We start from the raw sequence: 26,019 nt of genomic DNA, 5'->3' as shown, positions 1-26,019 counted from the left end.
GTGAGCGGGTTCGAGGTGAGCGGCGGTGCCGGCGGGCTCGCCGGTGACCTGGACGCCATGTGCTCGGCAGCGGACCGCCTGGCCGGGGTCGGGGCCGACCTGGCCGTGGTCGCCGCCACGGTCGGGACGGTGCTGGTCTCACCGGCGCTGCTCGCGACGGCGCCCGTGCACCCGACGGGCTTCGCCCGGGTGCAGCGCGAGCTGCTGCCCCTGGCCGGTGGACCGCGTGGCCTCGGCGCCGCCTCGGCCGGCCTGGTGGGTCTCGGCGGCCGGGTGCGGGTGGCGGCGACCCTGTACCGGGAGGCGGACGTCGCGGCGACGGCCGCCGCGGCACGGCTGCGGCACGAGGGCGCGGTGGTGGTGGGCGCGTCCCTGCGCGCGGGACTCGACGCCACCGCGCCGTGGCTCGTCGTGGCCGGCTGCGCGGTCCTCGCCGTCTGGGGGACGTACCGCGCGGCGCCGCTGGCCCTGCGCGAGGCCGAGGTCCTCGTGCTGGACGCCGCCTCCGGTCGCTTCCGCTGGAGCAGTCTCGACGACCGGTGGGTCCGGTTCGTCCGAGGGCACGGCGACGTGCTCCTGGACGACGTCGACGCCGTGCGGCACGAGGGGACGCTGTGGCTGGCCCGCCACCCCGACGCCGCGGAGTCCCTGGTCGGCGCCGTCCCCGGGGTGCTGGAGGGCCTGTCCGGTCCGCTGGGCCCGGCCGGCCGCCTGCTCGGCGACGAGGAGCACCGGTGGTGGCCGCCGCGGGACGTGGGCGACGTGACCGCGCTGGTCGCCGGCCTCGGCGCGGTCGCCCCGGCGTTCGTCGACGGGCCGGTGCGGGTGGCCCCGGTGGCCGAGCCGCCTCCGCCGGCTCGCGGTCAGGGGGTCGCCGGGGCCGTGGACCGTCTGGCCAGGTACGCCTCCGGGGGTCCGGCCGTCGGGGTGCCGCACGTCCCGGACCGGGTGCGGGTCGAGCAGGTGTCCCGGGGTTCGGGCACCGTCTGGTCGGTGTACGTCCCACCGACCCAGGACTGGACGGTGCGCGGGGGGCCGGTGGCCTTCGACGGCTCCACGAACGTCCGCTCCCACGGTGGCCTGCCGAACGCCTCCCTGGATGCGGTGCGGACCGCGCTGGAGCAGGCCGAGGTGCCCGCCGGTGCCCCCGTCATGCTCAGCGGGTACAGCCAGGGGGGTCTCGTCGCGACCCAGCTCGCCGCCGACGAGTCGTTCCGGGCCCGGTACGACGTGCAGGCCGTCCTGACCCTGGGGTCACCGGTCGGTGAGCGCGACCTGCCGCCCGACGTCCCCGTCCTGTCCGTCGAGCACGAGCAGGACCTGACGGTCGCCGCTGACGGGCGCCGCAACCCCGACCACACCGGGTGGACGACGGTCCGGCGGGACCTGCTCGACCCGGTGACAGGGGTCGACGGCTTCGACGCGTCGATGCGCGTCGACCCGTTCGCGGCGCACCGGATCGAGCACTACCTGGACACCGCCCGGGCCGTCGACGCCTCGAGCGACGACTCCGTCGTCGCGTGGCGGGAGGCCGCCGCCCCGTTCCTGGACACCGACGGTGCCCTGGTGGTCGCCACCGAGTACGAGGTCAGGCGGGTGGTTCCCTGACGGGGACGCTGCCGGGACTCAACCTTCCGGGTCGCTGGTCCGTACTACGGGCAGAGAAGGGGGTACACCGTGGACGACGAGTTCGTCGCGTTCGCCGACGGGACGCGCGCGCACCTGATGCACACCGCGTGGCTGCTCACCGGCGACAGGCACACCGCCGAGGACCTGGTCCAGGAGGCGCTCGTACGGACGTACGTGCGCTGGTCGCGGGTGCGGCGCGGCGAGGAGCTGGCCTACACGCGGCGGATTCTCACCAACCTGTCCGTGGACGGCTGGCGCCGGCGCCGCCGCGAGCACCTGCCCGGTGACGTGCCCGAGGCGGCGGCGTCGTCCGGTGGCGTCCCGACGGTCGACGCGCGCGACGAGGTCGTGCGTGCGCTGGCGTCCCTGACGCCCCGCGAGCGCAGCGTGGTGGTGCTGCGCTACTACGCCGACCTCACCGAGCAGCAGGTGGCCGCGGACCTCGGGGTGTCGGTCGGGACGGTCAAGTCGACCGCGTCCCGTGCCCTCGCCCGGCTGCGGCAGGACGGTTCGACCGCCGGGGCGACGGGCCCCGACCAGCACGAGCGGGCGAGGAGGACGCGATGAGGATCGACGACGCGGACCAGCTGCGCGGTCTGCTGCACGGCACGCAGGCGCCGGAGGCCGACCCCGCGATCGTCCGCGAGGCGCTGCGCGCCGGCCGTCGCCGCCGGACGGTGCGCCGCGCGGCGTGGGCCGGGTCGGTGACCGTGGCGGCCGCCGCCGTCCTGACCGGTGGGCTGCTGGTGCTGCCGTGGCAGGACGCGCCACCCGCCGCGCCTGGGCCCTCCGTGACGCAGGAGCCGGCACCCGAGCCGTCCCCGTCCGAACCGGGTGAGGAACCCACCGCGGGGCCCACCGGTCCCCCCGGGGCGGACGGTGTGACGGTGGTGGCGGCAGCGCAGGACGCGGTTGTCGTCGGCGCGCTGCCTCCCGGCGGCGCCGACCTGGAGGCCACCCGCGAGCTCGCTCCCCCGTTCACCCCGGCGACCGCCGGGGACGTCGCCGTCACCGGCGGGGCGGACCCCGTGGCGTGCGTCGTGTGGGTGCGCGGTCCGGGCGCCGAGTCGCTCGACGCCGAGCGCCGGCTCACCTGCTACGCCCCGGGGAGCGTCGAGGGCGTGGACGTGCCCGCGGCCGGGACCGACCCGGCGACCGTGGCGCTGCGGCCGGACGGCACGCAGGTCGCGTGGGCGGACGACGCGTACGAGGGCAACACCACCCTGACCGTGGCACCGCTCGACGGCGTCGTCGTCGGTCCCGGCCGGGCCCGGCTGCAGGACCCGAGCCGTCCGGCGGGCTCCCCCGCGGACGACGAGGCGGCGTTCACCGGGACCTCGGTGACCGACCTGGCGTTCGCCGGGGACACGGGCGACCTCGTGGTGACCCTCGCTGCGCAGAGCGACGACGAGGGGTCCGGGCTGCTGATGGTCCCCGCGGGCGCCGGCGACGGCTGGTGGGGCCCCGACGACGTCCTCACGGCGAGCGTCGCCGTCGCCGACGGGCGGCTCGAGCGGTTGCGCGGTGCGGCCAGCGCGGGTGAGCAGGACGCCGTGGCCGTGCTGGCGGCCCGTGCGGGGGAGAGCGGTCCGGGAGCCCGGGGGGTCCGGGTCGACCTGCGCGACGGGCGGGTCCTCGAGACGCTCGTCACGCCCGCCGAGGGGCGGACGGTGCGGTCCGTCGTCCGCGGCCGGGACGTGCTCCTGTACGTCACCGAGCGGACCGGGGGTGGTGACCCGGTGGTGCGCCTCCGGTGGGCCGACGAGGACAGGGGCGTGCCGCTGACCGGTCTGCCCGGCGGGGTGCAGCGCGTGGCCGTCTCGCCCTGACCGGGCGACCGTCGGATGCCGCGTGACAGGGTGCGGTGTGGACAGAGGGACGGTCGGTGTCGGCGCCGGGGGCGCGGCGGTCGTCGGAGTGGCGTTCGGCATGGCGCGCTACGCCTACGGGCTGACGCTGCCGGACGTGCGCACGGAATTCGGCCTGTCCGAGCTGGTGCTGGGGCTGGTCGCCAGCGGCACGTTCGTCGGCTACCTCGTCGGGTTGGTGTCCGCGCCGCGCCTGTCCAGGCGCCGGGGCCCGCGGGCGCCGACCACGGTGGGTGGGGTGTGCGGGGTCCTGGGGGCGACGACGGTGGCGCTCGCGCCCACCCCGGCGGTCCTCACCGCGGGGGCGGTGCTCGCAGGCAGTGCCGCCGGCTGGGTGTGGGCGCCGTACTCCGACATCGTGACCCGTCTCGTGCAGCGCCGGCACCAGCCGACCCTCCTCGCCGTCATCACCACCGGGACCAGCCTCGGGCTGGTAGGGCTCGCCGCGCTCGGGCTGGCGGGGACGCTGACGTCCTGGCGGTGGACGTGGGCGGGGATCGCGGTGTCCGCCGCGGTCGCTGCGCTGGTGAACCTGCGCGTCGTCCCCCGCCTGGGTCCCGTCACCGAGGCCGAGGGCACGGGACCGCGTTCACCGTGGCGACGGGAGATGGCCCCGCCGCTCGGCTACGCCGTCCTGTACTTCGCCGGCATCACCGTCTACTTCACGTACGCCAGCGAGGCCGCCCGCGGCGGTGGCCTCGCCCCGTCCGCGGCGCCGCTGCTGTTCGCGCTCATCGGCGTCGGCGGGCTCGTGGCGTTGCGCACGGGCCGGCTGACCCTCGCGGTGGGGGCACCGCGCGTGGGGGTCGCGAGCGTGTGGGTGGTCGCGGGCGCCCTGCTGCTCCTCGCCGCCGGGAGCGGCTCCCTCCCGGTGGCCCTGGGGTCCGCGGTCCTGCTGGGCATGGGGTACATGGTCGGGTCGTCGTTGCTGGCGATCTGGACGGCGCAGGTCGTCCCGGACCGACCCGGCGACGCGTTCACGATCTCGCTGGTCATCGGTGCGGTCACCTCGATCGCCACCCCCGCCGGGGTGGGGGCCCTCGTCCCCGACCTCGGGCTGCCGACCGTCCTGGCGCTCGCGGCCGCCGTCACCGCCGTCGGCGTGCTGCCCCTCCTGCGGCGGCGGCGCCCCTGAACCCCACTGGTCGACCCTCAGGGGCGCTGCAGCAGCAGGGCGGCGCCCTGCCCGACGCCGACGCACATCGTCGCGACGGCGTGGGCGGCGTCCCTTTGAGCCAGCTCGATCGCGGCGGTGAGCGCGAGACGGGCGCCGCTCATCCCGAGCGGGTGCCCGAGGGCGATCGCCCCGCCGTGCGGGTTGACGTGCTCGGCGTCGTCGGCAATGCCGAGCTGCCGCAGGGTGGCGAGCGCCTGCGCCGCGAACGCCTCGTTGAGCTCGACGACACCGAGGTCGTCGACCGCGAGCCCGTGGCGGGCGAGCAGCTTCTGCGTGGCGGGCACGGGACCGATCCCCATCGTGCGCGGCGGCACCCCGGCGGACGCCCCGCCGGAGACGCGCGCGAGCGGCGTCCAGCCGTTGCGCGTACACGCCTCGCCGCTCGCGACGAGGACGGCGGCGGCACCGTCGTTGACGCCGGACGCGTTGCCGGCGGTGACCGTCCCGTCGGGACGGACGATCGGCCGCAGCCGGCCGAGGGCCTCCAGCGACGTCTCGCGGGGGTGCTCGTCGGTGTCGACGACGACCGGCTCCCCCCGCCGCTGCGGCACGGGGACGGGGACGATCTCCTCGGCGAGCCGGCCGCTCGCCTGGGCCTTCGCCGTCCGCTCCTGGGAGCGCAGCGCGAACGCGTCCTGGTCGGCGCGGGACACGGAGAAGTCGTCGGCGACGTTCTCGGCGGTCTCCGGCATCGAGTCGGTGCCGTACTGCTCGCGCATCGCCGGGTTGACGAACCGCCAGCCGATCGTGGTGTCGAAGATCTCCGCGGACCGGTCGTAGGCGCTGCCGGCCTTCGGCAGCACGAACGGCGCCCGGCTCATCGACTCCACACCGCCGGCGAGGACGACGTCCGCCTCGCCGGTGCGGACCAGCCGGGCCGCGGCGGCGACGGCGTCCAGGCCGGACGCGCACAGCCGGTTCACCGTGTGCCCGGGGACCTGCTCGCCGAGCCCGGCGAGCAGCGCGGCCATCCGCGCGACGTTGCGGTTGTCCTCGCCGGCCTGGTTCGCGCAGCCGAGGACCACCTCGTCGACGGTGACGTCGCCCGAAGCGAGGGCGTCGACGCGCTCGACGACCGTGCGCAGCACGAGGGCGGCCAGGTCGTCGGGGCGGACGGCGGCCAGCGCGCCGGCGTACCGGCCGATCGGGGTGCGGACGCCGGTGACGAGGTAGGCGGCGCGGGGGTCGAGGGCGGTCATCGCTTCTCCAGTCGGGGTGGAAAGGGCGGCCTCACGAGGAGGGGGAGGGCAGGGCGCGCGAGCGGCCCTGGAACAGGGCGACCAGCTCGCCGTCCGGCTCACGGGTGATCCGTACGCGGGTCACGCCGTTGCGGCCGTACCGGGTCTCCTGCTCGCCGACGGCGAGCAGCACGTCACCGGCCTGGGCCGGGGCCACCCAGGTGATGTCCGCGGACGCGCCGACCACGGTCTCCCCGGGGCCGTTGCAGGCGAAGGCGAACGCGGAGTCGGCGAGGGTGAACAGCATCCCGCCGTGGCAGCTGCCGTGGCCCTGGACCATGTCGTCGCGCACCCGCAGCCGCAGCACCGAGCGACCGCCGGAGGCGTGCAGGAGCTCCATGCCGAGGGCGCGGCTGGCGACGTCCTCGGACCACATCCGTGCCGCCCACGGCGCGACGGCTCCCTCGCTCACGGCGTCCTCCAGTCCCGTCGGTCGGTCAGCCCAGCAGGCTGCGGCCGGTCAGCGCGGCGGTCCGCACGGCGGGGGCGACCCGGTAGCGGCCCGTGGTCACGGTGCGGTCGAGGACGCCGAGCACCGACTCGACCCACTCGGCGCCGACGAGGTCGCCCCACTCCAGCGGCCCCAGCGGGTAGCCGGTGCCGAGCCGCATGGCGGTGTCGACGTCGGCAGCGCTCGCCTCGCCGCGCGCGACGAGGTCCGCGGCCTCGTTGACGAGCATCGACACGGTGCGGGCGACGACCAGGCCGGGGGTGTCGGGGAGGACGGTCACCGCGGCGCCCGCCGCCTGGCACAGGCCGACCGCCTCGGCGAGGACCGTGTCGGGGCAGCCGGGCGCGGCCGCGAGCGCGACCCGCGTGCAGGTGGCCGGGTCGCGGACCCAGTCCATGAGGACGACGCCGGTCACGTCGTCCGCGGACCACGACAGCGCCGTGGTCCCGTCGGTCAGGCGCAGGACGCCGCCGCTGGGCAGGACGACCCCGGGCTCGTCGTCCTCGTCGTCGGTCGCGCTGAACGCGACGCCTCCCGCGCGGGCGCGGTCGAGGAAGGCGATGGCGTGGCCGAAGTCCAGGGACGCCGAGACGCGCACCTCCGACGGCGCGGGCCGGTCGGGCTCGGTGCGCGGTTCGGGCCGCTCGGCGGAGCCGTCGTAGGCGTACACGCCGCGGCCGGTCTTGCGGCCGTACCGGCCGGCGTCGACGAGCCGCTGCTGGAAGACGGTCGGGGCGTACCGGGGGTCGTGGAACGTCAGGTCCCACACGGAGCGGGACACGGCGAGGTTGACGTCCTGGCCGACGAGGTCGGTGAGCTCGAACGGTCCCATCGGGAAGCCGCCGGCCTCCTTGAGCAGCGCGTCGACCGTCGCCGGGTCGGTGACGCCCTCCTCGACGAGGCGGTGCGCCTCCCCGTAGTACGGCCGGGCCACCCGGTTGACGACGAACCCGGGGGTGGAGGAGCACGTCACGGGCGTCTTGCCCCACGACCGGGCGAGGTCGAGGGCGGTGTCGACGACGTCGGGGGCGGTGTCCTCACCGCGGACGACCTCGACCAGTCGCATCCGCTGCGCGGGGTTGAAGAAGTGCAGTCCGACGACCCGCTCGGGCCGCTCGAGCCCGGCGGCCACGGCCGTCACCGACAGGGACGAGGTGTTCGTGGCCAGCACGCAGTCGGGGGCGACGACGCGCTCGACCTCGGCGAACAGCGCACGCTTGGCGTCGAGCCGCTCGACGATCGCCTCGACGACGAGCCCTGCGGGTGCGAGGTCGGCGACCTCGCCGGTGACGGTGACCCGGTCGGCGACGGCCCGCGCCGTGTCGGCGTCCAACCGGCCCTTCTCGACGTCCCGGTCCAGCCGGACCCGCATCGCCTCGACCGCCGCGCCCGCTGCGCCGACGGCCTGGTCGAGCAGCAGCACCGGGTGACCCGCCCGGGCGGCGACCTCGGCGATGCCCGCGCCCATCGTGCCCGCCCCGACGACCGCGACGGTGATGGCGGACTCGTTCCGTGCGCTGTCGGTCTGCGCGGTCACGCGGTGCCTCCGGGTGGTCTGGCGCGGATCTGCCGGGTCGCGGCTCGAAGCCGGCCGCGGACGTTTCACCGGCGCGTCGTCGAGCGCCAGGGTGTCACACCTTGACGGGCGCAGGCACGAGCCGGAGCCCCACCTCCGACTGTATGCACTCCGAGTGCAGGAAGTGCAGGACTGTCACCTACCTCACGTACGCGGCTTCGCGGCTCTCGGCCGCTGTGGCATCGTGGCTGGCGTGACGACGACGTCCCCCGATGCAGCCGTGTCCGCCAGCGCCCACGAGGCCGACCGCACGAGCAGCAGGCAGCAGCTCGTGGACCGCCACCGCGAGGTCCTCGACGCCGCCCTCGCCGCGACCGCCAGCCGCGAGTACTACTCGCGCTATCCCGAGTCCCCGTCGCCGCGGGTGTACGGGGAGGAGTCCGCCGCGAAGGGGCAGGCCGCGTACGAGGCGCACCTCGGCGGGCGGTACGAGGCCCTGGCCTCCCAGCCCGCCACCGACGAGTGGGTCGGGTCCGAGGTGTCCCCGTACGGCCCGACGCTCGGTGTCACCTACCCCCACTACGGCGAGGACCGGCTCGACGACCTGCTCGCCGCCGCCCGCGCCGGCGTCCCTGCGTGGCGCGACGCCGGCCCTGACGTGCGCGCCGCCGTGTGCGTGGAGGTCCTCGACCGGATCAACGCGCGCTCGTTCGAGATGGCCCACGCCGTCATGCACACCAGCGGCCAGCCGTTCGTCATGGCCTTCCAGGCCGCCGGCCCGCACGCCCAGGACCGTGCGCTCGAGGCCGTCGCGTACGCGCTCGCCGAGCAGCGCCGCGTCCCGGCGGAGGCCACCTGGTCCAAGCCGGGCAAGGGCGGCCCGCTGACGATGACGAAGCGGTTCCACGTCGTCCCCCGCGGCACCGGCCTCGTCATCGGGTGCAACACGTTCCCGACGTGGAACTCCTACCCGGGCCTGTTCGCGTCCCTCGCCACCGGCAACGCCGTCGTCGTCAAGCCGCACCCGCGCGCCGTCCTGCCGCTGGCGATCAGCGTCGAGGTCGCCCGCGAGGTGCTCGCCGAGAACGGGTTCGACCCGAACCTCGTCGTCCTCGCCACCGAGACCGACAGCGAGGGCCTCGCCAAGCCGCTCGCCCTGCACCCGCAGGTCGGGATCATCGACTACACCGGCGGCCCCGGCTTCGGCACCTGGCTGGAGCGCAACGCCCACCAGGCCGTCGTCTACACCGAGAAGGCCGGCCTCAACACCGTCGTCATCGACTCGACCGACGACCTCGACGGCATGTGCGCGAACCTCGCGTTCTCGTTCACGCTCTACTCCGGCCAGATGTGCACCGCCCCGCAGAACGTGTACGTCCCCGAGGGCGGCATCGAGACCGACAAGGGCCACCTGACCGCCGAGGAGGTCGCCGAACGCATCGCGGACGCCGTCCAGGTGCTCACCGCGGACGACGCCAAGGCCGTCCAGCTGCTCGGCGCCGCCGTGAACCCGGACGTCGTCCAGCGCGCCGACACCGCCACCGACCGCGGCCGCGAGGTCCTCCAGACCCGCGTCGTCACCCACCCCGACTTCCCGGACGCGACGATCCGCACCCCCGCGATCGTCGGCGTCGACGTCTCGGACGACGCGTACACCGCCGAGTGCTTCGGTCCCGTCGCGTTCGTCATCGAGACCCCGTCGACGGAGGCGTCGCTGGCCCGGTTCGTGGAGACCGTCCGCGAGCACGGCGCGATGACCGCGTCGGTGTACTCGACGTCCGAGGACGTCCTGGACGCCGCCGAGCAGGCCGCCCTGGAGGCGGGCGTCGCCCTGTCGGTGAACCTCACCGGCCAGGTCTACGTCAACCAGTCGGCGGCCTTCAGCGACTTCCACGGCACCGGCGCCAACCCCGCCGCGAACGCCACCTACACCGACGGGCACTACGTGTCCGGCCGGTTCCGGGTGGTGCAGTCTCGCCGGCACGCCTGAGGGCGGTGCCCGACCGGCGGGTCGGCCGGCCCTGCGAGGGACGTCAGCGGCGGGCGCGCTGACGCTCCCGCAGCTGCGCCTGCAGCACGTGCCGACGGATCCTCGCGGCGACGTCCTCGTCGGGCTCGTAGACGGCCACGACGTCGGTGCGCCCGCCAGGGGCGTCGGGGATGACCCTCAGCACGTCCCCGTCGAGGGTGACCGTCTCACCGTCGAGCTGGAGGGTGATGGACACCGGGTCGCCGGTGAGCAGCCCCACCTCGCGGAACCGGCAGCGGGCGCCGCGCTCGCTGAGGTCCACGACCACCCCGTCGACCGGGACCGTCGGGTCCGGACCGGTGCGCACCGGCTCCTGCGGTGCCACGTCGTCCGACGCGTCCGGAGCCGGACCGTCCGCGCGGTCCGCGGGCTCGTCGGGCACCCGCGGCGCGGGGACGGGCCCAGGGGCCGTGGCGACGAGGTCGTCCACGGTCCGCATCCGCATCCTCACCAGCTCGCCGCCACCGCCGCGGACGTACTGCCGGTTCTGGGTCAGGGTGATCTCGTCGCCGAGCTCGAGCTCCCACTGCCGGCCGCCGTCCACGTCGGCGCCGAGGAACTCGGCGTCCACCTCGTACCGGCCGCGGGGACTGTGCCAGCGCAGCATCATCGTCGTGCCGACCGCTGGCAGGTCACCGACGAGGACGTCGTGCGGCGTGAACACGCTCATCCAGTAGCCGTCGGCCTTGTCCACCCACGTGGTGTACGAGCGGACGTCGTCGCCGGCGGCGAGCGCGAGCTCGACCTGCTCGCCCTCGTCGGGGAACTGCACGGTGGTCACCCTGCGTCCTCCCTGGCCGACGGCGCACCTGTCGCCGTCCTGTCGGCCAGGAGGCGACCGGACCTGAGCGGAAACGCCCGGGTGGGTCAGTCCTTGTCGTCGGGGACGACGAGGTTGAGCACCAGGCTGACGAACGTCACCACGACGGCGCCGAGGATCGCCGTCCAGAAGAACTCGTCGATCGTGAACGTGAGCGGTGTCGCCTGCGAGATCCACGACGTCAGCTGGAGCATCAGGGCGTTCACGACGAACGTGAAGAGCCCGAGCGTCAGGAGGTAGAACGGCAGGGTCAGCAGCTTGACCACCGGCTTGACGATCGCGTTGACGAGGCCGAAGACGGCGCCGACGACGAGGAACGTCACGACCTGCGCGCCGACGGACGTGTCGTCGCCCCAGCCGGCGTCGATGCCGTCCACCACCAGGGTGGCGACCCAGATCGCGACGGCGTTGACCACGATCTTGATCAGGAAGCCCTTCATGGCGCGCACCCTCTCACGGCCGGACCCCCGCGGGGGAGGTCCGGACGCCGGGCGTCATCAGCCCGTCATGTCCTCGAGCTCCTTGCCCTTCGTCTCCTTCACGGCCTTCCAGACGAAGAAGAACGACAGGGTCGCGAACGTCGCGTACAGCCCGTAGGCGAAGACCAGCCCGATGTCCGCGAGCACGGGGAACGTGGTGCTGATGGTGAAGTTCGCCAGCCACTGCGCGGCGGCGGCCACGGCGAGCGCCGGCCCGCGGAGCCGGTTGGGGAACATCTCGCCGAGCAGCACCCACACGACGGGCCCCCACGTGGTGCCGAACGCGACGACGTACAGGTTCGCCGCGACCAGCGCCGTCGTCCCCCACGGGTCGGGCAGGACGATGTCCTCACCGGTGCCCTGCGCCTGGGAGAAGCAGACGGCCATCACGCCGAGGGTCACCGCCATCCCCAGCGACCCGCCGAGCAGCATCGGCTTGCGGCCGACCTTGTCGACGATCGCGATGGCCACGATGGTCACCACGACGTTGGTGACGGACGTGATCACGGTGATCGTCAGGGAGTCGGCCTCGCTGAACCCGACGGAGCGCCACAGGGACGTCGAGTAGTAGAAGATCACGTTGATGCCGACGAACTGCTGGAACACCGACAGCAGGATCCCGACGAGGACGATCGGCTTGAGGCCGAGGACCGGGCCGAGGAGCTGGCGCAGCCCGACGTCCCGCTCGTCCTCGCGCTTGAGGCTGCGGCGGATGTCCTGCACCTTGCGCTGCACCGTCTCGACGGACCGGGCGCCGAGGACCTCCCGGAGCACCTCCCCGGCGCGCTTCAGCTCGCCCTTGGCGACGAGGTAGCGCGGGGACTCCGGGACCTGCAGGGCCAGCACGCCGTACGCGATCGCCGGCACCAGCTCGGCGAGGAACATCCACCGCCACGCGGTGATCCCGAACCACCCCTCCTCCGCGGCGCCGCCGGCGTAGTCGGCGATGAACGCGTCGGACAGCAGGGCGACGAAGATGCCCGTCACGATCGCGAGCTGCTGCAGCGACCCGAGCCGGCCGCGGATGTGGGACGGCGCGATCTCGGCGATGTACGCGGGCGCGATGACCGACGCGGCGCCGACGCCGACACCACCGACGAAGCGCCACAGGATGAGGTCCCAGACACCGAACGCGAAGCCGGAGCCGAGCGCGCTGACGCTGAACAGCGCCGAGGCGATGAGCATGACCCGGACCCGCCCGATCCGGTCGGCGATCGGCCCGGCGTACCAGGCGCCGAGGGCGGAGCCGAGCAGCGCGCAGGCGACGGTGAAGCCGATGACGAAGCTGCTCAGCTCGAAGTCGCCCTGGATCGCGTCGACGGCGCCGTTGATCACCGCGGTGTCGAACCCGAAGAGGAAGCCGCCGATCGCGGCGACGATCGAGACGAGGACGGCCTTCGCCGTCGTCCGCTGGTCGACCTGCGGTGCGTCGGTGCTCATGGCGGCTCCCCTCGTCGCGGCCGGCGGCGTCGGCGGCACCGGCCCGTCGATCATGGCGCCGCCGCGCCGTCCCCGCCCGTCGGGACGGCGCCGTGCCGGTGACGGCGGTCACGTCGGTCCCGGGGTGGGGCTCTACCCTCACCGTCCATGAGCGACCAGACGTCCACGAGCGACCCGACAGCGGGTGGCGGCGTACCGCGGATCCGGGCGGCGCTGCAGGGCATCCCCTCCTACAAGCCGGGCCGACCGCCCGCACCGCGCGAGGGGCTGACCAGCTACAAGATCTCCAGCAACGAGAACCCGTACCCGCCGCTGCCGAGCGTGCTGCACGTGGTGGAGTCCGCGGCCGGGCAGATGAACCGGTACCCGGACATGTTCGCCACCGGGCTCGTCGCGGCGATCGCCGAGCACGTCGGCGTCCCCGTCGAGCACGTCGCGACGGGCACCGGCAGCGTGGGTGTCCTCGGGCAGATCGTGCAGGCCACCTGCGCGGACGGCGACGAGGTCGTCTACGCGTGGCGCTCGTTCGAGGCGTACCCGATCGTCGTCGGCGTCTCCGGGGCGCGCAGCGTGCAGGTGCCGCTGACCGCCGACGCCCGCCACGACCTCGACGCGATGGCCGACGCGATCACCGACCGCACCCGGCTCGTGCTCGTCTGCACGCCGAACAACCCGACCGGGCCGGTCGTGCACCGCGACGAGCTCGAGCGGTTCCTCGACCGGGTGCCCTCGGACGTGCTCGTCGTCATCGACGAGGCGTACCGGGAGTTCGTCCGCGACCCGCAGTCGCCGGACGCGGTCGACGTGTACCGGGGGCGGCCGAACGTCGCGGTGCTGCGCACGTTCTCCAAGGCCTACGGGCTGGCGGGGCTACGCGTGGGGTACGCCGTCGCGCACGAGCCGGTCGCGGACGCGCTGCGCAAGACCGCCGTCCCGTTCGGGGTGTCCGGGCTGGCGCAGGACGCGGCGATCGCCTCCCTGCAGGCCGAGGACGAGCTGCTCGAGCGGGTCGAGGCCCTGGTCGCCGAGCGTCAGCGGGTCGCCGCCGCGCTGCGGGAGCAGGGCTGGGACGTGCCGCAGACCGAGGCCAACTTCGTCTGGATGGCTCTGGGGGACCGGACCGTGGAGTTCGCCGCGGCCTGCGAGGAGGCGGGGCTGTCCGTGCGGCCGTTCCCCGGTGAGGGCGCCCGCTGCAGCATCGGCGAGGTCGAGGCGAACGACCGGTTCATCGAGGTCTGCCGCGCCTTCCGCGCCCGCCTCTGACCCCCACCCCTTTGCTCACCCCAGCGGGCTTTGCTCACTGAGACGGTGTGAAACCGCCGGATTCACACCCTCTCGGTGAGCAAAGCCCGGGCCGGCGAGCAAAGCCCGGGCTGGTGGCACAGGGGAGGTCAGGTGGGGCGCAGCTCGACGAGGGGCAGCTGGGTGAGCACGCGCCGCCGCCCGCCGTCCGAGCCGTGGTAGCGCCAGCCGACGAGCTGGCTGATCCGGGCCCGGACGGCGATCGCGGCCCACCGCCGTCGCCTCTCGACGCCGCGCAGCACCTCGAACGCCTCGGACGGCGGCAGCTCGCGCACCTGCGGCACCCACGACCGGTGGCCGTCCCGGACCCGCAGCAGCGGGGTCACGTGGCTGTCCAGGTACCAGCCGGCCGATCGTCCGGACGCCGAGGCCACCACGACGGCGCCGGTCTCGGCGTCGTGCCGCAGCACCGTCAGGCGGGTGGTGACGGGACGCCCGGTGCGGCGGTCGGCGTGGACGACGTCCACGGTCCGGGTGCCCAGCACCCAGCCGAGCGTCTGGGCGCGACCGTCCCCCGCGCGGGAGTCGCCGGCCCGGCCCCGGACGGTCCCGTCAGAGCGCCACCACTCCACGGCCAGTACCCCCGGGCCGGTGGCGCGGTCGACGTCGGCGACCACGCGGTCCTCCAGGGCGGTCAGCTCCTGTGCGGAGCCGGCGGACACGTCGAGCCGGACCGCGCCGTCCACGGCGGTGACGTCGAGCCGCCCGCCGGGCAGGTGGATCTCCGTCGTCCCGTGGTGCAGCGCGGCCGGGTGGCGCGCGACGAGGTCGGCGACCAGCGCCCGGGCGTGCCGGGTCGGGTCGGGGCTGGCGACGACGGCTCGCGAGGTCGGCATGGCTCCCCCTCTCCGTCCCGCCGTGGCGACCGGCGGGTCCGGCGATCATCCCGCAGGCGGCAGCGTCCCGCTCAGCGCGGGGCGTCTCAGCGCGGGGCGTCTCAGCGCGGGGCGTCGTCCTCGGCCGCGTCCGCCGCGGCAGGCAGGGGTCGCCGGCGCTCGCTGCGGACGACCACGAGGACGCCGAGCACCGCGAGCCCGCCGCCGAGGACGACGGTCGCGGTGACCGGCTCGGCGAGCACGAGCCACCCGAGGACGACGGCCACGACGGGGTTGACGTACGCGTACGTCGCGACGAGCGAGATGGGGGCGTTGCGCAGCAGCCAGTAGTACGCGGTGTACGCCAGCAGGGACCCGAACACGACGAGGTAGGCCCACGCCACGAGCCCGCGAGCGGGCGCACCGCCGTCGAACGCGGCGGCGAGCCGGGGCAGCTCGCCCGCGGCGGACCCGGCGGCGACCATCGCGGCGCCGGCGACGCCCATCTGCCACACGGACGCCACGAACGGGTCGGCCGGCATGGTGAGCCGCCCGGACGCGAACGAGCCGGTGGCCCACAGGAACGTCGCGAGGACGACGAGCAGGGTCGCCGCGAGCGGGACGTCGCCCTCGTGACCACCGGGCCGGGCGAGGACGGCGATCCCGACGAAGCCGAGCGCCGTCCCGGCCCAGGTCATCCAGCGGGGACGGTCGCCGGTCGCGAAGCGGAAGCCGACGAGCCACAGCGGGGTCGTGGCGACGAGCAGCGCGGCCAGGGCGCTGGGCACGTCCTGCTCGGCGACGGCGACCATCCCGTTGCCGCCGAGGAGCAGGAACAGCCCGACGAGCGACGCGCCGGCGAGCTCGCGCCGGGTCACCCGCAGCCGGCGGGGGCCGCTGCGGACCGCCAGCACGGCCGCGAGCAGCAGGGCGGCCACCACGAAGCGGCTGCCCATCGAGACCAGCGGCGGCAGCCCGTCGGTGACCACGACGCGGATGCCGAGGTACGTCGACCCCCAGACGACGTAGACGACGGTGAGCGCGACCCAGACCGTCAGGCCCACCGTCGTGACCGGCGGGGTGACGACCTCGGGCTCCCCGGCGGCCCGGGGCCCACCCGGCGCCACCGGCCGAGCGGATTCATGGGATGTGTGCCTCACGAAGGGAGGATGGCACGTCCACCGGCCGCGACGACAGCGCTTCGCCGGTCACCGACCCGCGACATCCCGCCAACCCGCCGGGCGGGTGACGACGTCGACGCTCTGCGTGACATCTCGCAGGTGGGAGCGGGTCGCGCCACCCGCGCGGCCGACGCCGGGCCACCGGCCGTTTCCGCGCGGGCCGCCGGGTGGATACGGTGTGCCCAGATGTGAGCCCCACCACGTCGGCGACGGCTGGATCCACCCCGTCCACGCCCCGCCCACGCCCTCCCGCCGCAGGAGACCCCCGCGTCGGGTTCGACGAAGGAGACCACGTGACCGACAGCGTCGTCGGCACCAGGCACAACCGCTCCGACGGCGGTCCGGACCTGGTGCAGCTGCTGAACCCCGAGGGCGAGCGGGTCGATGACCCGCAGCACTCCGAGTACGCGGACGTGGCCGCCGCGCTGACCACCGAGGACCTGCGCGGCATGTACCGCGACATGGTCCTGGTCCGCCGGGTCGACGCCGAGGCCACCGCCCTGCAGCGCCAGGGCGAGCTCGGCATCTGGGCCAGCCTGCTCGGCCAGGAGGCCGCGCAGATCGGCTCCGGCCGCGCCACCCGCCCCCAGGACTACGTCTTCCCGACGTACCGCGAGCACGGCGTCGCCTGGACCCGCGACGTCGACCCGGTGACGCTGCTCGGCCTGTACCGGGGCGCCAGCCACGGCGGCTGGGACCCGAACCAGAACAACTTCCACCTGTACACGATCGTCATCGGGTCGCAGACCCTGCACGCGACCGGCTACGCCATGGGCGTCCAGCGCGACGGCGCGGTGGGCACCGGCGACCCGGACCGCGACGCCGCCGTCATCGCCTACTTCGGCGACGGCGCCAGCGCCCAGGGCGACGTCAACGAGTCGTTCGTGTACTCGGGCGTCTTCAACGCCCCCGTGGTGTTCTTCTGCCAGAACAACCAGTGGGCCATCTCCGAGCCGAACGAGCGCCAGACCCGCATCCCCCTGTACCAGCGGGCCCGCGGCTTCGGCTTCCCCGGCGTGCGGGTCGACGGCAACGACGTCCTCGCCGTGTACGCGGTGACGAAGCTCGCACTCGACCGGGCCCGCAACGGCGAGGGCCCGTCGCTGATCGAGGCGTTCACCTACCGGATGGGCGCGCACACCACGACCGACGACCCGACCCGCTACCGCATCGCGGCCGAGGTCGAGGAGTGGAAGCTCAAGGACCCGATCGCGCGCCTTCGCGTGCACCTGTCCCGCACCGGCCAGGCGGACGCCGCGTTCTTCGACGCCGTGGACGCGGAGAGCGACGAGCTCGCCCACCACGTCCGCACGTCGTGCCAGCAGATGCCCGACCCGACGCCCGAGTCGATGTTCGACCACGTCTACAGCGAGCCGCACCCGCAGGTCGACGCCGAGCGGCAGTGGTTCAGCGAGTACCACGCGTCGTTCGCCGACGCCGAGGAGGTGGCCCGGTGAGCACCGAGAAGCTCAGCCTGGCGAAGGGCATCAACGCCGGCCTGCGGGCCGCGATGGAGGCCGAGCCCAAGGTCGTCGTCATGGGCGAGGACGTCGGCAAGCTCGGCGGCGTCTTCCGCATCACCGACGGCCTGCAGAAGGACTTCGGCGAGGACCGCGTCATCGACACCCCGCTCGCCGAGTCCGGGATCATCGGCACCGCGATCGGCATGGCCCTGCGCGGGTACCGGCCGGTCTGCGAGATCCAGTTCGACGGCTTCATCTTCCCGGCGTACGACCAGATCGTCACCCAGCTCGCGAAGATGCACTACCGGTCCAAGGGGTCCGTGAAGCTGCCCGTCGTCATCCGCGTGCCGTTCGGCGGTGGGATCGGCGCCGTCGAGCACCACAGCGAGTCCCCGGAGGCGTACTTCGCGCACACCCCGGGCCTGCGCGTGGTGTCCTGCTCGAACCCGACGGACGCCTACTGGATGATCCAGCAGGCCATCGCCAGCGACGACCCGGTGATGTTCTTCGAGCCGAAGCGGCGGTACCACGAGAAGGCCGTCGAGGTGGACCTCGACACCCCGCCCGGCCCGCTGCACTCCGCTCGCGTCGTCCGCTCCGGTGAGCACGTCACGCTGGCCTGCTACGGCCCGATGGTGAAGACCTGCCTGGCCGCGGCCGAGGCCGCCGCCGAGGAGGGCAAGTCCCTCGAGGTCGTCGACCTGCGGTCCCTGTCGCCGATCGACTGGTCGACGCTCGAGGGCTCCGTCGCCCGCACGGGCCGGCTCGTCGTCGTCCACGAGGCCCCGACGGTGCTCGGTCTCGGGTCGGAGATCTCCGCCCGGGTCACCGAGGACCTGTTCTACGCCCTCGAGGCGCCGGTGCTGCGCGTCGGTGGCTTCTCCACCCCGTACCCCGCGAGCCGGATCGAGGAGGAGTACCTGCCCGACCTGGACCGGGTGCTCGACGCCGTCGACCGTTCGCTGGCCTACTGAGGAGGGGAGTGCGAGTGCCTGAGATCAAGGAGTTCCGCATGCCCGACCTCGGGATCGGGCCGGTCGAGGCGGACGTCGTCTCGTGGACGGCGCAGCCGGGTGACCGGGTGGACGCCGGTGACCGTGTGGTCGACGTGGAGGTGCACAGCGCGAAGAGCATCGTGCAGATCCCAGCGACGGAGGTCGGCGTCGTGGCCGCGATCCACGCGCCCACCGGCACGCGGGTGTCGATCGACTCGCTCCTGGCATCCCTGGACGTCGACCCGGTCGCGCTCGCCGCGGCCCGTAAGCGTGCCGGCCACCGGCCGGCACGTGCGTCCTGGTTCGCCGGCCTGCTCTCCCGGAAGGGGGCCTCTTCCCGTGCCTGAGATCAAGGAGTTCAAGCTCCCCGACGTCGGGGAGGGCCTCGTCGAGGCCGACATCGTGACGTGGCGGGTCAAGCCCGGCGACCACGTGAAGGTCAACACGATGCTGGTGGACATCGAGACCGCGAAGTCGGTCGTCGAGCTGCCCAGCCCGTTCGAGGGCGTCGTCCGCGAGCTGCTCTTCGAGGAGGGGCAGACCGTCGACGTGGGCACGCCGATCATCACCGTCGAGGTCGGCGCGGGCGCCGGGTCCGGCGGGTCGGCCGGTGCGGACGGCGGCAGCGAGGCGCCGCAGGGCACCGACCACCCGGGCGACGACATGGTGCCGCGGCTGCCGGACGGCGCCCAGGCCACCGAGGTCTCCACGGCGGCGCCGGACGAGCCCGTCGAGCCGGGCATGGCCGGTGGCCCGGCCGAGGGCCCGAAGACGCTCGTCGGCTACGGGCCGCGCGCCGTGTCCTCCAAGCGCCGCGCCCGCCGCGGCGCGGCCGGAGGTGCCTCGCAGGAGGTGCACGAGGCGTTCTCGACCGGTCGTCAGGTCGCCCAGCCCGTCGCGCCGCCGCGTGAGCCGCAGCGGGTGACCCCGGTGCCGGCGAAGCGCGAGGGTGCGTCCCTGCCCTCGGCCGGGACGCCGGCGCCGGCGCCGATCGCGCCGTCCGCCCGGGTGCTCGCCAAGCCGCCTGTGCGCAAGCTCGCGAAGGACCTCGGTATCGACCTGGCCGCCGTCCCCGCCACCGGGCCTCAGGGCACGGTGACCCGGGACGACGTGATGGCGTTCCAGGAGAACGGGTCCGCGGCGTCCGCGCCGGCGGGCGCGTCGGCCGCTGCGCCGAGGGCCGCAGCACCCGGGGAGCGGGAGACGCGCGTCCCGGTCAAGGGCGTGCGCAAGGTGACCGCGCAGGCGATGGTGACCAGCGCGTTCACCGCCCCGCACGTCACGGAGTTCCTCACCGTCGACGTCACCCGCACCATGCGGCTCGTCGAGCGGCTCAAGGCCGACCGCGAGTTCGCCGGGGTCAAGGTCTCCCCGCTGCTCGTCGTCGCGAAGGCGCTGCTGCTGGCGGTGCGTCGCAACCCGGAGATCAACGCGTCGTGGGACGAGGACGCCCAGGAGATCGTGGTCAAGCACTACGTGAACCTCGGCATCGCGGCCGCCACCCCCCGCGGGCTCGTCGTCCCGAACGTCAAGGACGCCCAGGACCTCACCCTGCGCCAGCTCGCCGACGCGCTCGCCGAGCTGACCGCGACGGCGAAGGAGGGCAGGACGCAGCCGGCCGAGATGGCCGACGGCACCATCTCCATCACCAACGTCGGCGTCTTCGGCGTCGACACCGGCACGCCGATCCTGCCCCCGGGCGAGTCCGCGATCCTGTGCTTCGGCGCGGTCCGGCAGCAGCCGTGGGTGCACAAGGGCAAGGTCAAGCCGCGCTGGGTCACCCAGCTCGCGCTGTCCTTCGACCACCGCCTGGTGGACGGCGACCTCGGCTCCCGCTTCCTCGCGGACGTCGGCGCGGTCCTCGAGCGTCCCGAGCAGGCGCTCGTCTGGGGCTGAGCCCCACCTGCACGAACTGATCGTCAGACGCTCCTGGGGGTGATCACCCCCAGGAGCGTCTGACGATCAGCTGCCTCAGGCCGGGTGCGTGCGCGGCGGACCGGTGTGCCCGAGACTGCGCGCATGACGTCACGCCGCACCGCCCGCCTGCTCCTGCGGCCCTGGCGGGACGACGACCGTGACCCGTTCGCGGCGATGAACGCCGACCCGCGGGTGATGGAGCACTTCGTGGCCCCGTCGACGCGGGAGGGCTCCGACGCGTTCGTCGACCGCATCCGGCAGCGGTGGGACGACGACGGGTACGGCCTGTGGGCGCTGGAGCGGCTCGACACCGGTGCGTTCATCGGGTTCACCGGCCTCGCGCCGGCCCGGTTCGAGGCGCCGTTCACCCCGGCGGTGGAGGTGGGCTGGCGGTTGGCGCGCGACGCGTGGGGTCACGGGTTCGCGACCGAGGCCGCGACGGAGGCGCTCCGGTTCGGGTTCGAGGACGTCGGCCTCACCGAGATCGTGTCGTTCACCGCGGTCGGCAACGTCCGGTCGCAGCGGGTGATGGAACGCATCGGGCTGGTCCGCGACCCGGACGGCGACTTCGACCACCCGGCCGTCCCCGCCGGTCACCCCGTGCGCCCGCACGTGCTGTACCGGTTGCCGCGCACCACGTGGCGAGCCGCCCAGCACCGGTGAGTCCCGGTCGCTCAGCCCGTCGCGACGGGTCGGGACGGGTCGGCGACCCACTCCGACCACGACCCCGGCCACAGGGCGACCGGCACCCCGGCGACCTCGCCGGCGAGCACGAGCTGCGTCGCCGTCACCCCGGACCCGCACTGGGCGGCCAGGGGAGCGCCGTCCGCGACCACCGGCTCGCCCGACGACCCGACGGCACCGGCCCGGACGTCGTCCAGCACCTCCCGCAGCGCCGCCGCCGGCAGGTAGCGGCCCGAGTCGTCGACCAACCCGGACGCCGGGCACGACACCGCGCCAGGGACGTGCCCGGCCACCGGGTCGACCGGCTCCACCTCCCCGCGGAACCGCTCCGGTGCGCGCACGTCGACCACCAGCCCGCCCCGGCCGGCGGCCACGTCGTCCACCGACACCGTCGGCATCGACCCGACCCGTGCCCGCGCCGCCGGGTCCGCGACCGGCTCGACCGGTCCCGACTCCAGCGGGCCGCCGGCCTCCGTCCACGCCGGCAGGCCACCGTCGAGCACCCGCACCCGCTCGTGCCCGGCCCACCGCAGCACCCACCACGCCCGGGACGCCGCCATCGCGTTCCCGCCGTCGTACACGACGACGTCCCGGTCGGCGCCGATACCGAGCCGGCGCAGCGTCGCCGTCAGGGTCTCGGCGTCCGGCAACGGGTGCCGCCCGCCCGCCCCGGGCGGTGACGCGAGGTCCGCGTCGAGGTCCACGAACACCGCCCCCGGCAGGTGACCGGTCAGGTACGACGGGACGTCCGGCCCGGCGAGCGTCCAGCGCACGTCCAGCAGCAGCGGCCGCTGCCGCTCGTCGCCGGTGACCAGCCCCAGCAGCTCGTCGACCGCCACCAGCGGCGACCGACTCGGCACCTCGGCGGCCGGACCGGTCACGGGGTCACCGCCAGCGCCGTGAGCACCGCCCGGGCGGCGTCCTCGTCGCCGGACACCTCCGCCGGCGTGTGCTCCACCGCCCAGCGCCCCGCGGACCGGCGGGTGAATGCCTCGGTGGTCAGCACCAGCCGCGCCCTCGGCTCGACGCCGTCCGCACCCGGGTCGACGACCGCGCCCACCGGCTTGCCGCCGTCCCCCTCCCGGACGACGACCACGTCCGCGAACGGCACCTCGCCGGTGACGTCGACGGCGACCACGGTGCCGACGGGCAGCCGGGCGGCGCGCGCGACCACCCGCGGCAGCGAGCGCCGCAGCCAGCCGACGGAGACCTGGGCTGCCTGCGACCCGAGGTTGCCGGGGCGGCCGAGCGCGCGGCGCACGTCCTGCTCGTGGGTCCAGATGTCGAACGTGCGCATCGACAGCACCGACCGCAGCGGCATCGTCCCGCCCAAGGGGCTGGGGGTCTCGGCGCCCGGGTCCGTGCCCGGCCCGCGCAACGCCGTCAACCGCGACGTCAGGACCTCCGCGAGCTCGGCCGCCACGTCCTCCAGCGACCGGCCCCGGCGGGCGTCCACGCCGACCTCCACGAGCCGGCCCAACGGTGTCCGCACGTGCTCCAGCCCCTCGGGCACCCGGTGCTCCGGCCACGGCTCGCCGCCCATCCAGCGCTCCAGGCTGACGACGTGCGCGAGCTGGTCCCGCACCGTCCAGCCGGGGCACTCCGTCGGGCGGTCGGCGTCCTCGGCGGTGGCGTCGGCGGCCAGGGCCAGGTGCGCGCGCACGGTGTGCTCGTAGGCGTCGACGATCTCGGCGAAGTCGGTCATCGGGTCCCGATCCGTGGAGGGGTGGGCGCGGAACCGGTCACGTCGCCGTCCGGCCCGCGTCGTCCGCCTCACCCTAGAGTGCGTGGGGTGAGGATCCACCTGCTGCAGGTCGCCTACGGCGACGACGAACCGGTCGGGGACCGGCGCCGCCGCGTCGCGGACCTCGTCCGCCGGCAGGAGGGCGCCGACCTCGTCGTGCTGCCCGAGCTGTGGGCGCCCGGCGGGTTCTCCTACCGCACGTGGGAGCGCGACGCCGAACCGCTCGACGGGCCGACGGTGCAGGCCGTCCGGGAGGCCGCGCGCGACCTCGGCGCCGTCGTCCACGCCGGCTCGGTCGTCGAGCACGCACCCGACGACCCCGGTGAGGACGGCCGCGGCCTCTACAACACCTCCGTCGTCCTCGGCCCGGACGGGCAGGTCCTCGCGACCTACCGCAAGGTGCACCGGTTCGGGTTCGGCAACGGCGAGCCGAAGCTCATGGACGCCGGCCGGGCCGTCATCACGCTGCCGCTGCCGGGCACGGACGACGGCACCGGCTCGCCCGTCGTCGCCGGCCTGGCCACCTGCTACGACCTGCGCTTCCCGGAGATGTTCCGGACCCTGCTGGACGACGGCGCGCAGCTGCTCGTCGTCCCCGCGGCCTGGCCGGCGGCCCGCGTCGCGCACTGGACGCTGCTCGGGCGCGCGCGGGCGGTCGAGGACCAGTGCGTGCTCGCCGCCGTGAACACCGCCGGCACCCACGCCGGGACGCCGATGGGCGGCCGCAGCCAGGTCGTCGGCCCGATGGGCGAGGTGCTGGCCGAGGCCGGGGACGGCGAGGAGGTGCTCGTCGTGGACGTCGACGTCGCGGGCCTGGTGTCGAGCGCCCGCCGGGACTTCCCCGTCCTGGCCGACCGCCGGCTGGGGCGGTCGTGACGGCGACCCCGCTGCGCCGGGGCCCCGGCCGGGTCCTCGGGCGCGGTCTCGTGGCCGTGGTCGCGGCGACGCTGCTGCTGGCCGGTGCGGGGCCGGCGTCCGCGAGCCCGGTCCTCGAGCGGGTCGTCCCCGGCAACGGCGCGTCCGTGCAGCGCACCCCGGACCAGGTGGTGCTGACGTTCTCCCGGCGGCTGGACGAGACCGTCGTCGCCGTCACGCTGACCACCCCCGAGGGCCAGGACGAGGTCACGCCGCGGGTGGACGGCCGGTCCGTCAGCGTCTCGGTGCCGGACGACGGCCCCGGCGAGTACCTCGTGTCCTACCGGCTGACTCCCGGCCCCGCCGAGGGCGAGACGGTCTTCACCGTCCTCGCACCCGGGGAGAGCGCCCCGGCCGAGCAGCGTGCGTCGATCTGGTGGTTCGTCACCGGCGCGGGCCTGCTCGTCCTCCTGGTGCTGGTGCTCGTGCGCACCCTGCGGGGACTGCGCCGGGAGTAGGTACTGCGCCGGGAGCAGCCGCACCCGTCAAGCCCGCGCCGCGGCACGCCGATGACCACAGGGTGTCGAGACCACGGCAACCACCAGGGCGCAGCCTGCTGGGCGAGCTGGCCACCACCCACCGCCTCGTGCTGGCCTCCCTCAGCAGCCTGCTCCTGCTGACGACGCTGTGCTCGGCGTACCTGCTCGTCGTCACCCAACCGGCCGTGGACCGGCTCACCGAGACCACCCGGCAGGTCCGCACGAACCACCAGGCGATGCTCGACCAGGAGACCGGCCTGCGGGCCTGGTTGGCCACCGGCGACGAGGCCTACCTCGAACCGTTCCGCCGCGGTCGCGTGGCCGGGGAGCGGTCCCGTGAGGCGCTCGTGGCGCAGGCCGAGGTCAGCGGCCCGCTGCAGCCCTCCGTCGTGGCCGAGGTCGTCGACCTCGTCCTCGCGGCGCAGCAGTGGCAGGACTGGGCGGACGAGGTGCTCGCCGGGGGGCCCGTCACCGCGGACCCCGAGCGGCTCGGGACGGTGCTGGCCGACGGCAGGACCCGGTTCGACGACTACCGCGGAACCTCCGGGGTCGTCACCGGCGCCGTCGTCGCCCACCGCGACGACGCCCTCCAGCGGCAGCGGACGGCGCTCGCGGTCACCACCGTCGCCTACCTGGTCACCTTCGCCGCCGCCGTGGCGCTCGTCGTCCGGCGCCGAAGGAACCTCGTACGGGCCGTGGAGGGACCGGTCGAGGTGCTCCTGGGGACCATCGACGCGCTGCGAGGTGGGGACCTCACCGCCCAGGCGGCGCCCAGCGGGGTGCGGGAGCTGGACGCCGTCGGGGTCGCGCTGTCCGGGCTCGCCGGAGGCCTGCGTCGTGCGGGCGAGGAGCAGCTCGTCCGGGAGCAGCGCACCCAGGCGCTCGTGCAGCGCCTGGAGACCGTCGTGCGGGTCACGCGCGAGGTCTCCGGCAGCCTCAGCGTCCGCTACGTGACGGAGTCGGTCGCCTCGGCGGCTGCCGAGCTGACCGGCGCACGGGCCACCTTGTGGCTGCCGGGCCAGGACGGCCGGCTGCGCGCCGTGCGCCGCAGCGACGACCCGCACGGCAACGTGCCGCCATCCGAGCTGGCGCCGCCCGAGGTCGTCGCCCGCGCCGCCGCCGACGCCCGCGCAGGGGGCACCGCTGACACGCGCGCGTACCCGCTGGTGCTGGCCGGGATGGTCGTCGGCGTCCTCGAGGTCGCCGACGCCCGGCCCGACCCGGACGCCGAGCAGGTCCTCGAGGCGCTGCTGTCGTCTGCCGCCGGCGCTCTGGAGTCCGCCCGCCTGCACAGCGAGACCCGCGAGCTCGCGGAGGTCGACGCACTCACCCAGCTCGCCAACCGCCGCCGCCTGGAGACGGACCTGGCCTCCGAGTGGGACCGCTGCCGTCGCTACGAGCGGCCGCTCAGCGTCGTCATGGTCGACCTCGACCACTTCAAGCGCCTCAACGACACCGAGGGCCACGCGGTCGGGGACGTGGCCCTGCGCGCGGTGGCCGCGACCATCGCCGCCGCGCTGCGGTCGACGGACACCGCGTACCGGTACGGAGGCGAGGAGATCGTCGTGCTGCTGCGGGAGACGCCGCTCGACGAGGCGGTGCTCGTCGCCGAGCGGCTCCGCGCCGCCGTGGCCGGCACCCCGCTGCTCGGCACGTCGACGACGGTGACCGCGTCGCTCGGGGTCGCGACGCTGGCCGACGGGATGCTCGACGCGCGTGACCTCGTCGCGGCGGCGGACGCCGCCCTCTACACCGCCAAGCGGCAGGGTCGGGACCGGGTGGTGGCCGCCACGGCACTCACCACCACCTGAGCCGACGACACCCCGACCGGTGCGGGCCCCCACCCGCACCACCGGGGGGGAACACGGGGGCCCGGG

At 75.0% G+C, this 26,019-nt stretch carries 24 protein-coding genes; 14 read left to right on the top strand and 10 right to left on the bottom strand.

Annotated elements, in window-relative coordinates; all coding sequences use genetic code 11:
- From ACYVQV_RS12430 to ACYVQV_RS12415, 4 genes are all read left to right on the top strand, one after another.
- Nucleotides 1–1,608 carry a hypothetical protein gene (locus tag ACYVQV_RS12430; RefSeq protein WP_461023610.1) on the top strand — a complete coding sequence of 536 codons (1,608 nt, stop codon included), beginning with the start codon at nucleotides 1–3 and terminating at the stop codon, nucleotides 1,606–1,608.
- A 69-nt stretch (nucleotides 1,609–1,677) separates the two neighbouring features.
- Entirely contained in the window at nucleotides 1,678–2,196 is a 519-nt protein-coding gene (locus ACYVQV_RS12425) for a SigE family RNA polymerase sigma factor (RefSeq protein WP_461023609.1), read from the top strand.
- Nucleotides 2,193–3,458, top strand: a complete 1,266-nt coding sequence (locus ACYVQV_RS12420) for a hypothetical protein (protein ID WP_461023608.1) — start codon at nucleotides 2,193–2,195, stop codon at nucleotides 3,456–3,458. The genes ACYVQV_RS12425 and ACYVQV_RS12420 overlap by 4 nt, the downstream gene beginning before the upstream one ends.
- A 37-nt stretch (nucleotides 3,459–3,495) precedes the next feature.
- On the top strand, nucleotides 3,496–4,632 hold the full coding sequence (locus tag ACYVQV_RS12415) for an MFS transporter (RefSeq protein ID WP_461023607.1): 1,137 nt from the start codon (nucleotides 3,496–3,498) through the stop codon (nucleotides 4,630–4,632).
- A 17-nt stretch (nucleotides 4,633–4,649) separates the two neighbouring features.
- On the opposite strand, the gene pcaF is transcribed toward ACYVQV_RS12415, so the two are convergent.
- The 3 genes from pcaF to ACYVQV_RS12400 are packed head-to-tail and all read right to left on the bottom strand — an operon-like array spanning nucleotide 4,650 to nucleotide 7,900.
- On the bottom strand, nucleotides 4,650–5,873 hold the full coding sequence (gene pcaF / locus ACYVQV_RS12410) for a 3-oxoadipyl-CoA thiolase (RefSeq protein ID WP_461023606.1): 1,224 nt from the start codon (nucleotides 5,871–5,873) through the stop codon (nucleotides 4,650–4,652).
- Nucleotides 5,874–5,904: 31 nt separating this feature from the next.
- Nucleotides 5,905–6,324 (bottom strand): hydroxyphenylacetyl-CoA thioesterase PaaI, encoded by a 420-nt coding sequence (paaI, locus tag ACYVQV_RS12405; RefSeq protein WP_461023605.1) that lies wholly within the window; start codon nucleotides 6,322–6,324, stop codon nucleotides 5,905–5,907.
- A gap of 25 nt (nucleotides 6,325–6,349) precedes the next feature.
- Nucleotides 6,350–7,900 (bottom strand): 3-hydroxyacyl-CoA dehydrogenase, encoded by a 1,551-nt coding sequence (locus tag ACYVQV_RS12400; protein WP_461023604.1) that lies wholly within the window; start codon nucleotides 7,898–7,900, stop codon nucleotides 6,350–6,352.
- 310 nt (nucleotides 7,901–8,210) lie between these two features.
- On the opposite strand from ACYVQV_RS12400, the gene paaN reads away from it, so the two are divergent.
- Nucleotides 8,211–9,869: a phenylacetic acid degradation protein PaaN gene (gene paaN / locus ACYVQV_RS12395; RefSeq protein ID WP_461023650.1), complete on the top strand. Its 1,659-nt coding sequence runs from the start codon at nucleotides 8,211–8,213 to the stop codon at nucleotides 9,867–9,869.
- Nucleotides 9,870–9,912: 43 nt separating this feature from the next.
- On the opposite strand, the gene ACYVQV_RS12390 is transcribed toward paaN, so the two are convergent.
- The 3 genes from ACYVQV_RS12390 to ACYVQV_RS12380 form a co-directional block, all read right to left on the bottom strand.
- Nucleotides 9,913–10,689 (bottom strand): PilZ domain-containing protein, encoded by a 777-nt coding sequence (locus tag ACYVQV_RS12390; RefSeq protein WP_461023603.1) that lies wholly within the window; start codon nucleotides 10,687–10,689, stop codon nucleotides 9,913–9,915.
- 86 nt (nucleotides 10,690–10,775) lie between these two features.
- Nucleotides 10,776–11,168: a phage holin family protein gene (locus ACYVQV_RS12385; RefSeq protein WP_461023602.1), complete on the bottom strand. Its 393-nt coding sequence runs from the start codon at nucleotides 11,166–11,168 to the stop codon at nucleotides 10,776–10,778.
- Between the two features lie 57 nt (nucleotides 11,169–11,225).
- The gene (locus ACYVQV_RS12380; protein ID WP_461023601.1) at nucleotides 11,226–12,647 is read right to left on the bottom strand and encodes a sugar porter family MFS transporter; all 1,422 of its coding nucleotides are present in this window, start codon (nucleotides 12,645–12,647) and stop codon (nucleotides 11,226–11,228) included.
- A 147-nt stretch (nucleotides 12,648–12,794) separates the two neighbouring features.
- On the opposite strand from ACYVQV_RS12380, the gene hisC reads away from it, so the two are divergent.
- On the top strand, nucleotides 12,795–13,910 hold the full coding sequence (gene hisC / locus ACYVQV_RS12375; RefSeq protein WP_461023600.1) for a histidinol-phosphate transaminase: 1,116 nt from the start codon (nucleotides 12,795–12,797) through the stop codon (nucleotides 13,908–13,910).
- 128 nt (nucleotides 13,911–14,038) lie between these two features.
- Here hisC and ACYVQV_RS12370 read toward each other — a convergent pair whose 3' ends face one another.
- Nucleotides 14,039–14,785, bottom strand: coding sequence for a hypothetical protein (locus ACYVQV_RS12370; protein ID WP_461023599.1), 747 nt, complete (start codon nucleotides 14,783–14,785; stop codon nucleotides 14,039–14,041).
- A gap of 101 nt (nucleotides 14,786–14,886) precedes the next feature.
- On the bottom strand, nucleotides 14,887–15,891 hold the full coding sequence (locus tag ACYVQV_RS12365) for an EamA family transporter (protein WP_461023598.1): 1,005 nt from the start codon (nucleotides 15,889–15,891) through the stop codon (nucleotides 14,887–14,889).
- Between the two features lie 242 nt (nucleotides 15,892–16,133).
- On the opposite strand from ACYVQV_RS12365, the gene pdhA reads away from it, so the two are divergent.
- From pdhA to ACYVQV_RS12340, 5 genes are all read left to right on the top strand, one after another.
- Nucleotides 16,134–17,402, top strand: coding sequence for a pyruvate dehydrogenase (acetyl-transferring) E1 component subunit alpha (pdhA, locus tag ACYVQV_RS12360; protein WP_461023597.1), 1,269 nt, complete (start codon nucleotides 16,134–16,136; stop codon nucleotides 17,400–17,402).
- On the top strand, nucleotides 17,399–18,382 hold the full coding sequence (locus ACYVQV_RS12355; RefSeq protein ID WP_461023596.1) for an alpha-ketoacid dehydrogenase subunit beta: 984 nt from the start codon (nucleotides 17,399–17,401) through the stop codon (nucleotides 18,380–18,382). Before pdhA ends, ACYVQV_RS12355 begins: the two co-directional genes overlap by 4 nt.
- 14 nt (nucleotides 18,383–18,396) lie before the next feature.
- Nucleotides 18,397–18,750 carry a biotin/lipoyl-containing protein gene (locus ACYVQV_RS12350; RefSeq protein WP_461023595.1) on the top strand — a complete coding sequence of 118 codons (354 nt, stop codon included), beginning with the start codon at nucleotides 18,397–18,399 and terminating at the stop codon, nucleotides 18,748–18,750.
- A complete protein-coding gene (locus ACYVQV_RS12345) occupies nucleotides 18,743–20,299 on the top strand; it encodes a dihydrolipoamide acetyltransferase family protein (RefSeq protein ID WP_461023594.1) in 1,557 nt (518 codons plus the stop codon). The genes ACYVQV_RS12350 and ACYVQV_RS12345 overlap by 8 nt, the downstream gene beginning before the upstream one ends.
- A 123-nt stretch (nucleotides 20,300–20,422) precedes the next feature.
- The gene (locus ACYVQV_RS12340; RefSeq protein ID WP_461023593.1) at nucleotides 20,423–20,983 is read left to right on the top strand and encodes a GNAT family N-acetyltransferase; all 561 of its coding nucleotides are present in this window, start codon (nucleotides 20,423–20,425) and stop codon (nucleotides 20,981–20,983) included.
- A gap of 11 nt (nucleotides 20,984–20,994) precedes the next feature.
- On the opposite strand, the gene ACYVQV_RS12335 is transcribed toward ACYVQV_RS12340, so the two are convergent.
- Both ACYVQV_RS12335 and ACYVQV_RS12330 read right to left on the bottom strand, forming a co-directional pair.
- Entirely contained in the window at nucleotides 20,995–21,885 is an 891-nt protein-coding gene (locus tag ACYVQV_RS12335; protein WP_461023592.1) for a sulfurtransferase, read from the bottom strand.
- On the bottom strand, nucleotides 21,882–22,709 hold the full coding sequence (locus ACYVQV_RS12330) for a maleylpyruvate isomerase family mycothiol-dependent enzyme (RefSeq protein ID WP_461023591.1): 828 nt from the start codon (nucleotides 22,707–22,709) through the stop codon (nucleotides 21,882–21,884). Before ACYVQV_RS12330 ends, ACYVQV_RS12335 begins: the two co-directional genes overlap by 4 nt.
- Nucleotides 22,710–22,796: 87 nt before the next feature.
- Here ACYVQV_RS12330 and ACYVQV_RS12325 point away from each other — a divergent pair, with 87 nt between their 5' ends.
- From ACYVQV_RS12325 to ACYVQV_RS12315, 3 genes are all read left to right on the top strand, one after another.
- Nucleotides 22,797–23,624 (top strand): carbon-nitrogen family hydrolase, encoded by an 828-nt coding sequence (locus ACYVQV_RS12325; RefSeq protein ID WP_461023590.1) that lies wholly within the window; start codon nucleotides 22,797–22,799, stop codon nucleotides 23,622–23,624.
- Complete coding sequence (locus tag ACYVQV_RS12320) at nucleotides 23,621–24,121, top strand: copper resistance CopC family protein (protein ID WP_461023589.1); 501 nt, start codon at nucleotides 23,621–23,623, stop codon at nucleotides 24,119–24,121. The genes ACYVQV_RS12325 and ACYVQV_RS12320 overlap by 4 nt, the downstream gene beginning before the upstream one ends.
- A 62-nt stretch (nucleotides 24,122–24,183) precedes the next feature.
- Entirely contained in the window at nucleotides 24,184–25,953 is a 1,770-nt protein-coding gene (locus tag ACYVQV_RS12315; RefSeq protein ID WP_461023588.1) for a sensor domain-containing diguanylate cyclase, read from the top strand.
- Nucleotides 25,954–26,019: the final 66 nt, after the last annotated feature.

The sequence above is a fragment of the Thalassiella azotivora genome (assembly GCF_054781695.1).
The sequence above is the reverse complement of the archived record's forward strand: the minus strand, read 5'-3'. Positions and strand labels throughout refer to the sequence as shown.

Coding starts and splice junctions, on each gene's coding strand:
- ACYVQV_RS12420 (WP_461023608.1), top strand. CDS start 2,193: ATGAGGATCGACGACGCGGACCAGCTGCGCGGTCTGCTGCACGGCACG.
- pcaF (WP_461023606.1), bottom strand. CDS start 5,873: ATGACCGCCCTCGACCCCCGCGCCGCCTACCTCGTCACCGGCGTCCGC.
- ACYVQV_RS12385 (WP_461023602.1), bottom strand. CDS start 11,168: ATGAAGGGCTTCCTGATCAAGATCGTGGTCAACGCCGTCGCGATCTGG.
- ACYVQV_RS12380 (WP_461023601.1), bottom strand. CDS start 12,647: ATGAGCACCGACGCACCGCAGGTCGACCAGCGGACGACGGCGAAGGCC.
- hisC (WP_461023600.1), top strand. CDS start 12,795: ATGAGCGACCAGACGTCCACGAGCGACCCGACAGCGGGTGGCGGCGTA.
- ACYVQV_RS12370 (WP_461023599.1), bottom strand. CDS start 14,785: ATGCCGACCTCGCGAGCCGTCGTCGCCAGCCCCGACCCGACCCGGCAC.
- ACYVQV_RS12340 (WP_461023593.1), top strand. CDS start 20,423: ATGACGTCACGCCGCACCGCCCGCCTGCTCCTGCGGCCCTGGCGGGAC.
- ACYVQV_RS12330 (WP_461023591.1), bottom strand. CDS start 22,709: ATGACCGACTTCGCCGAGATCGTCGACGCCTACGAGCACACCGTGCGC.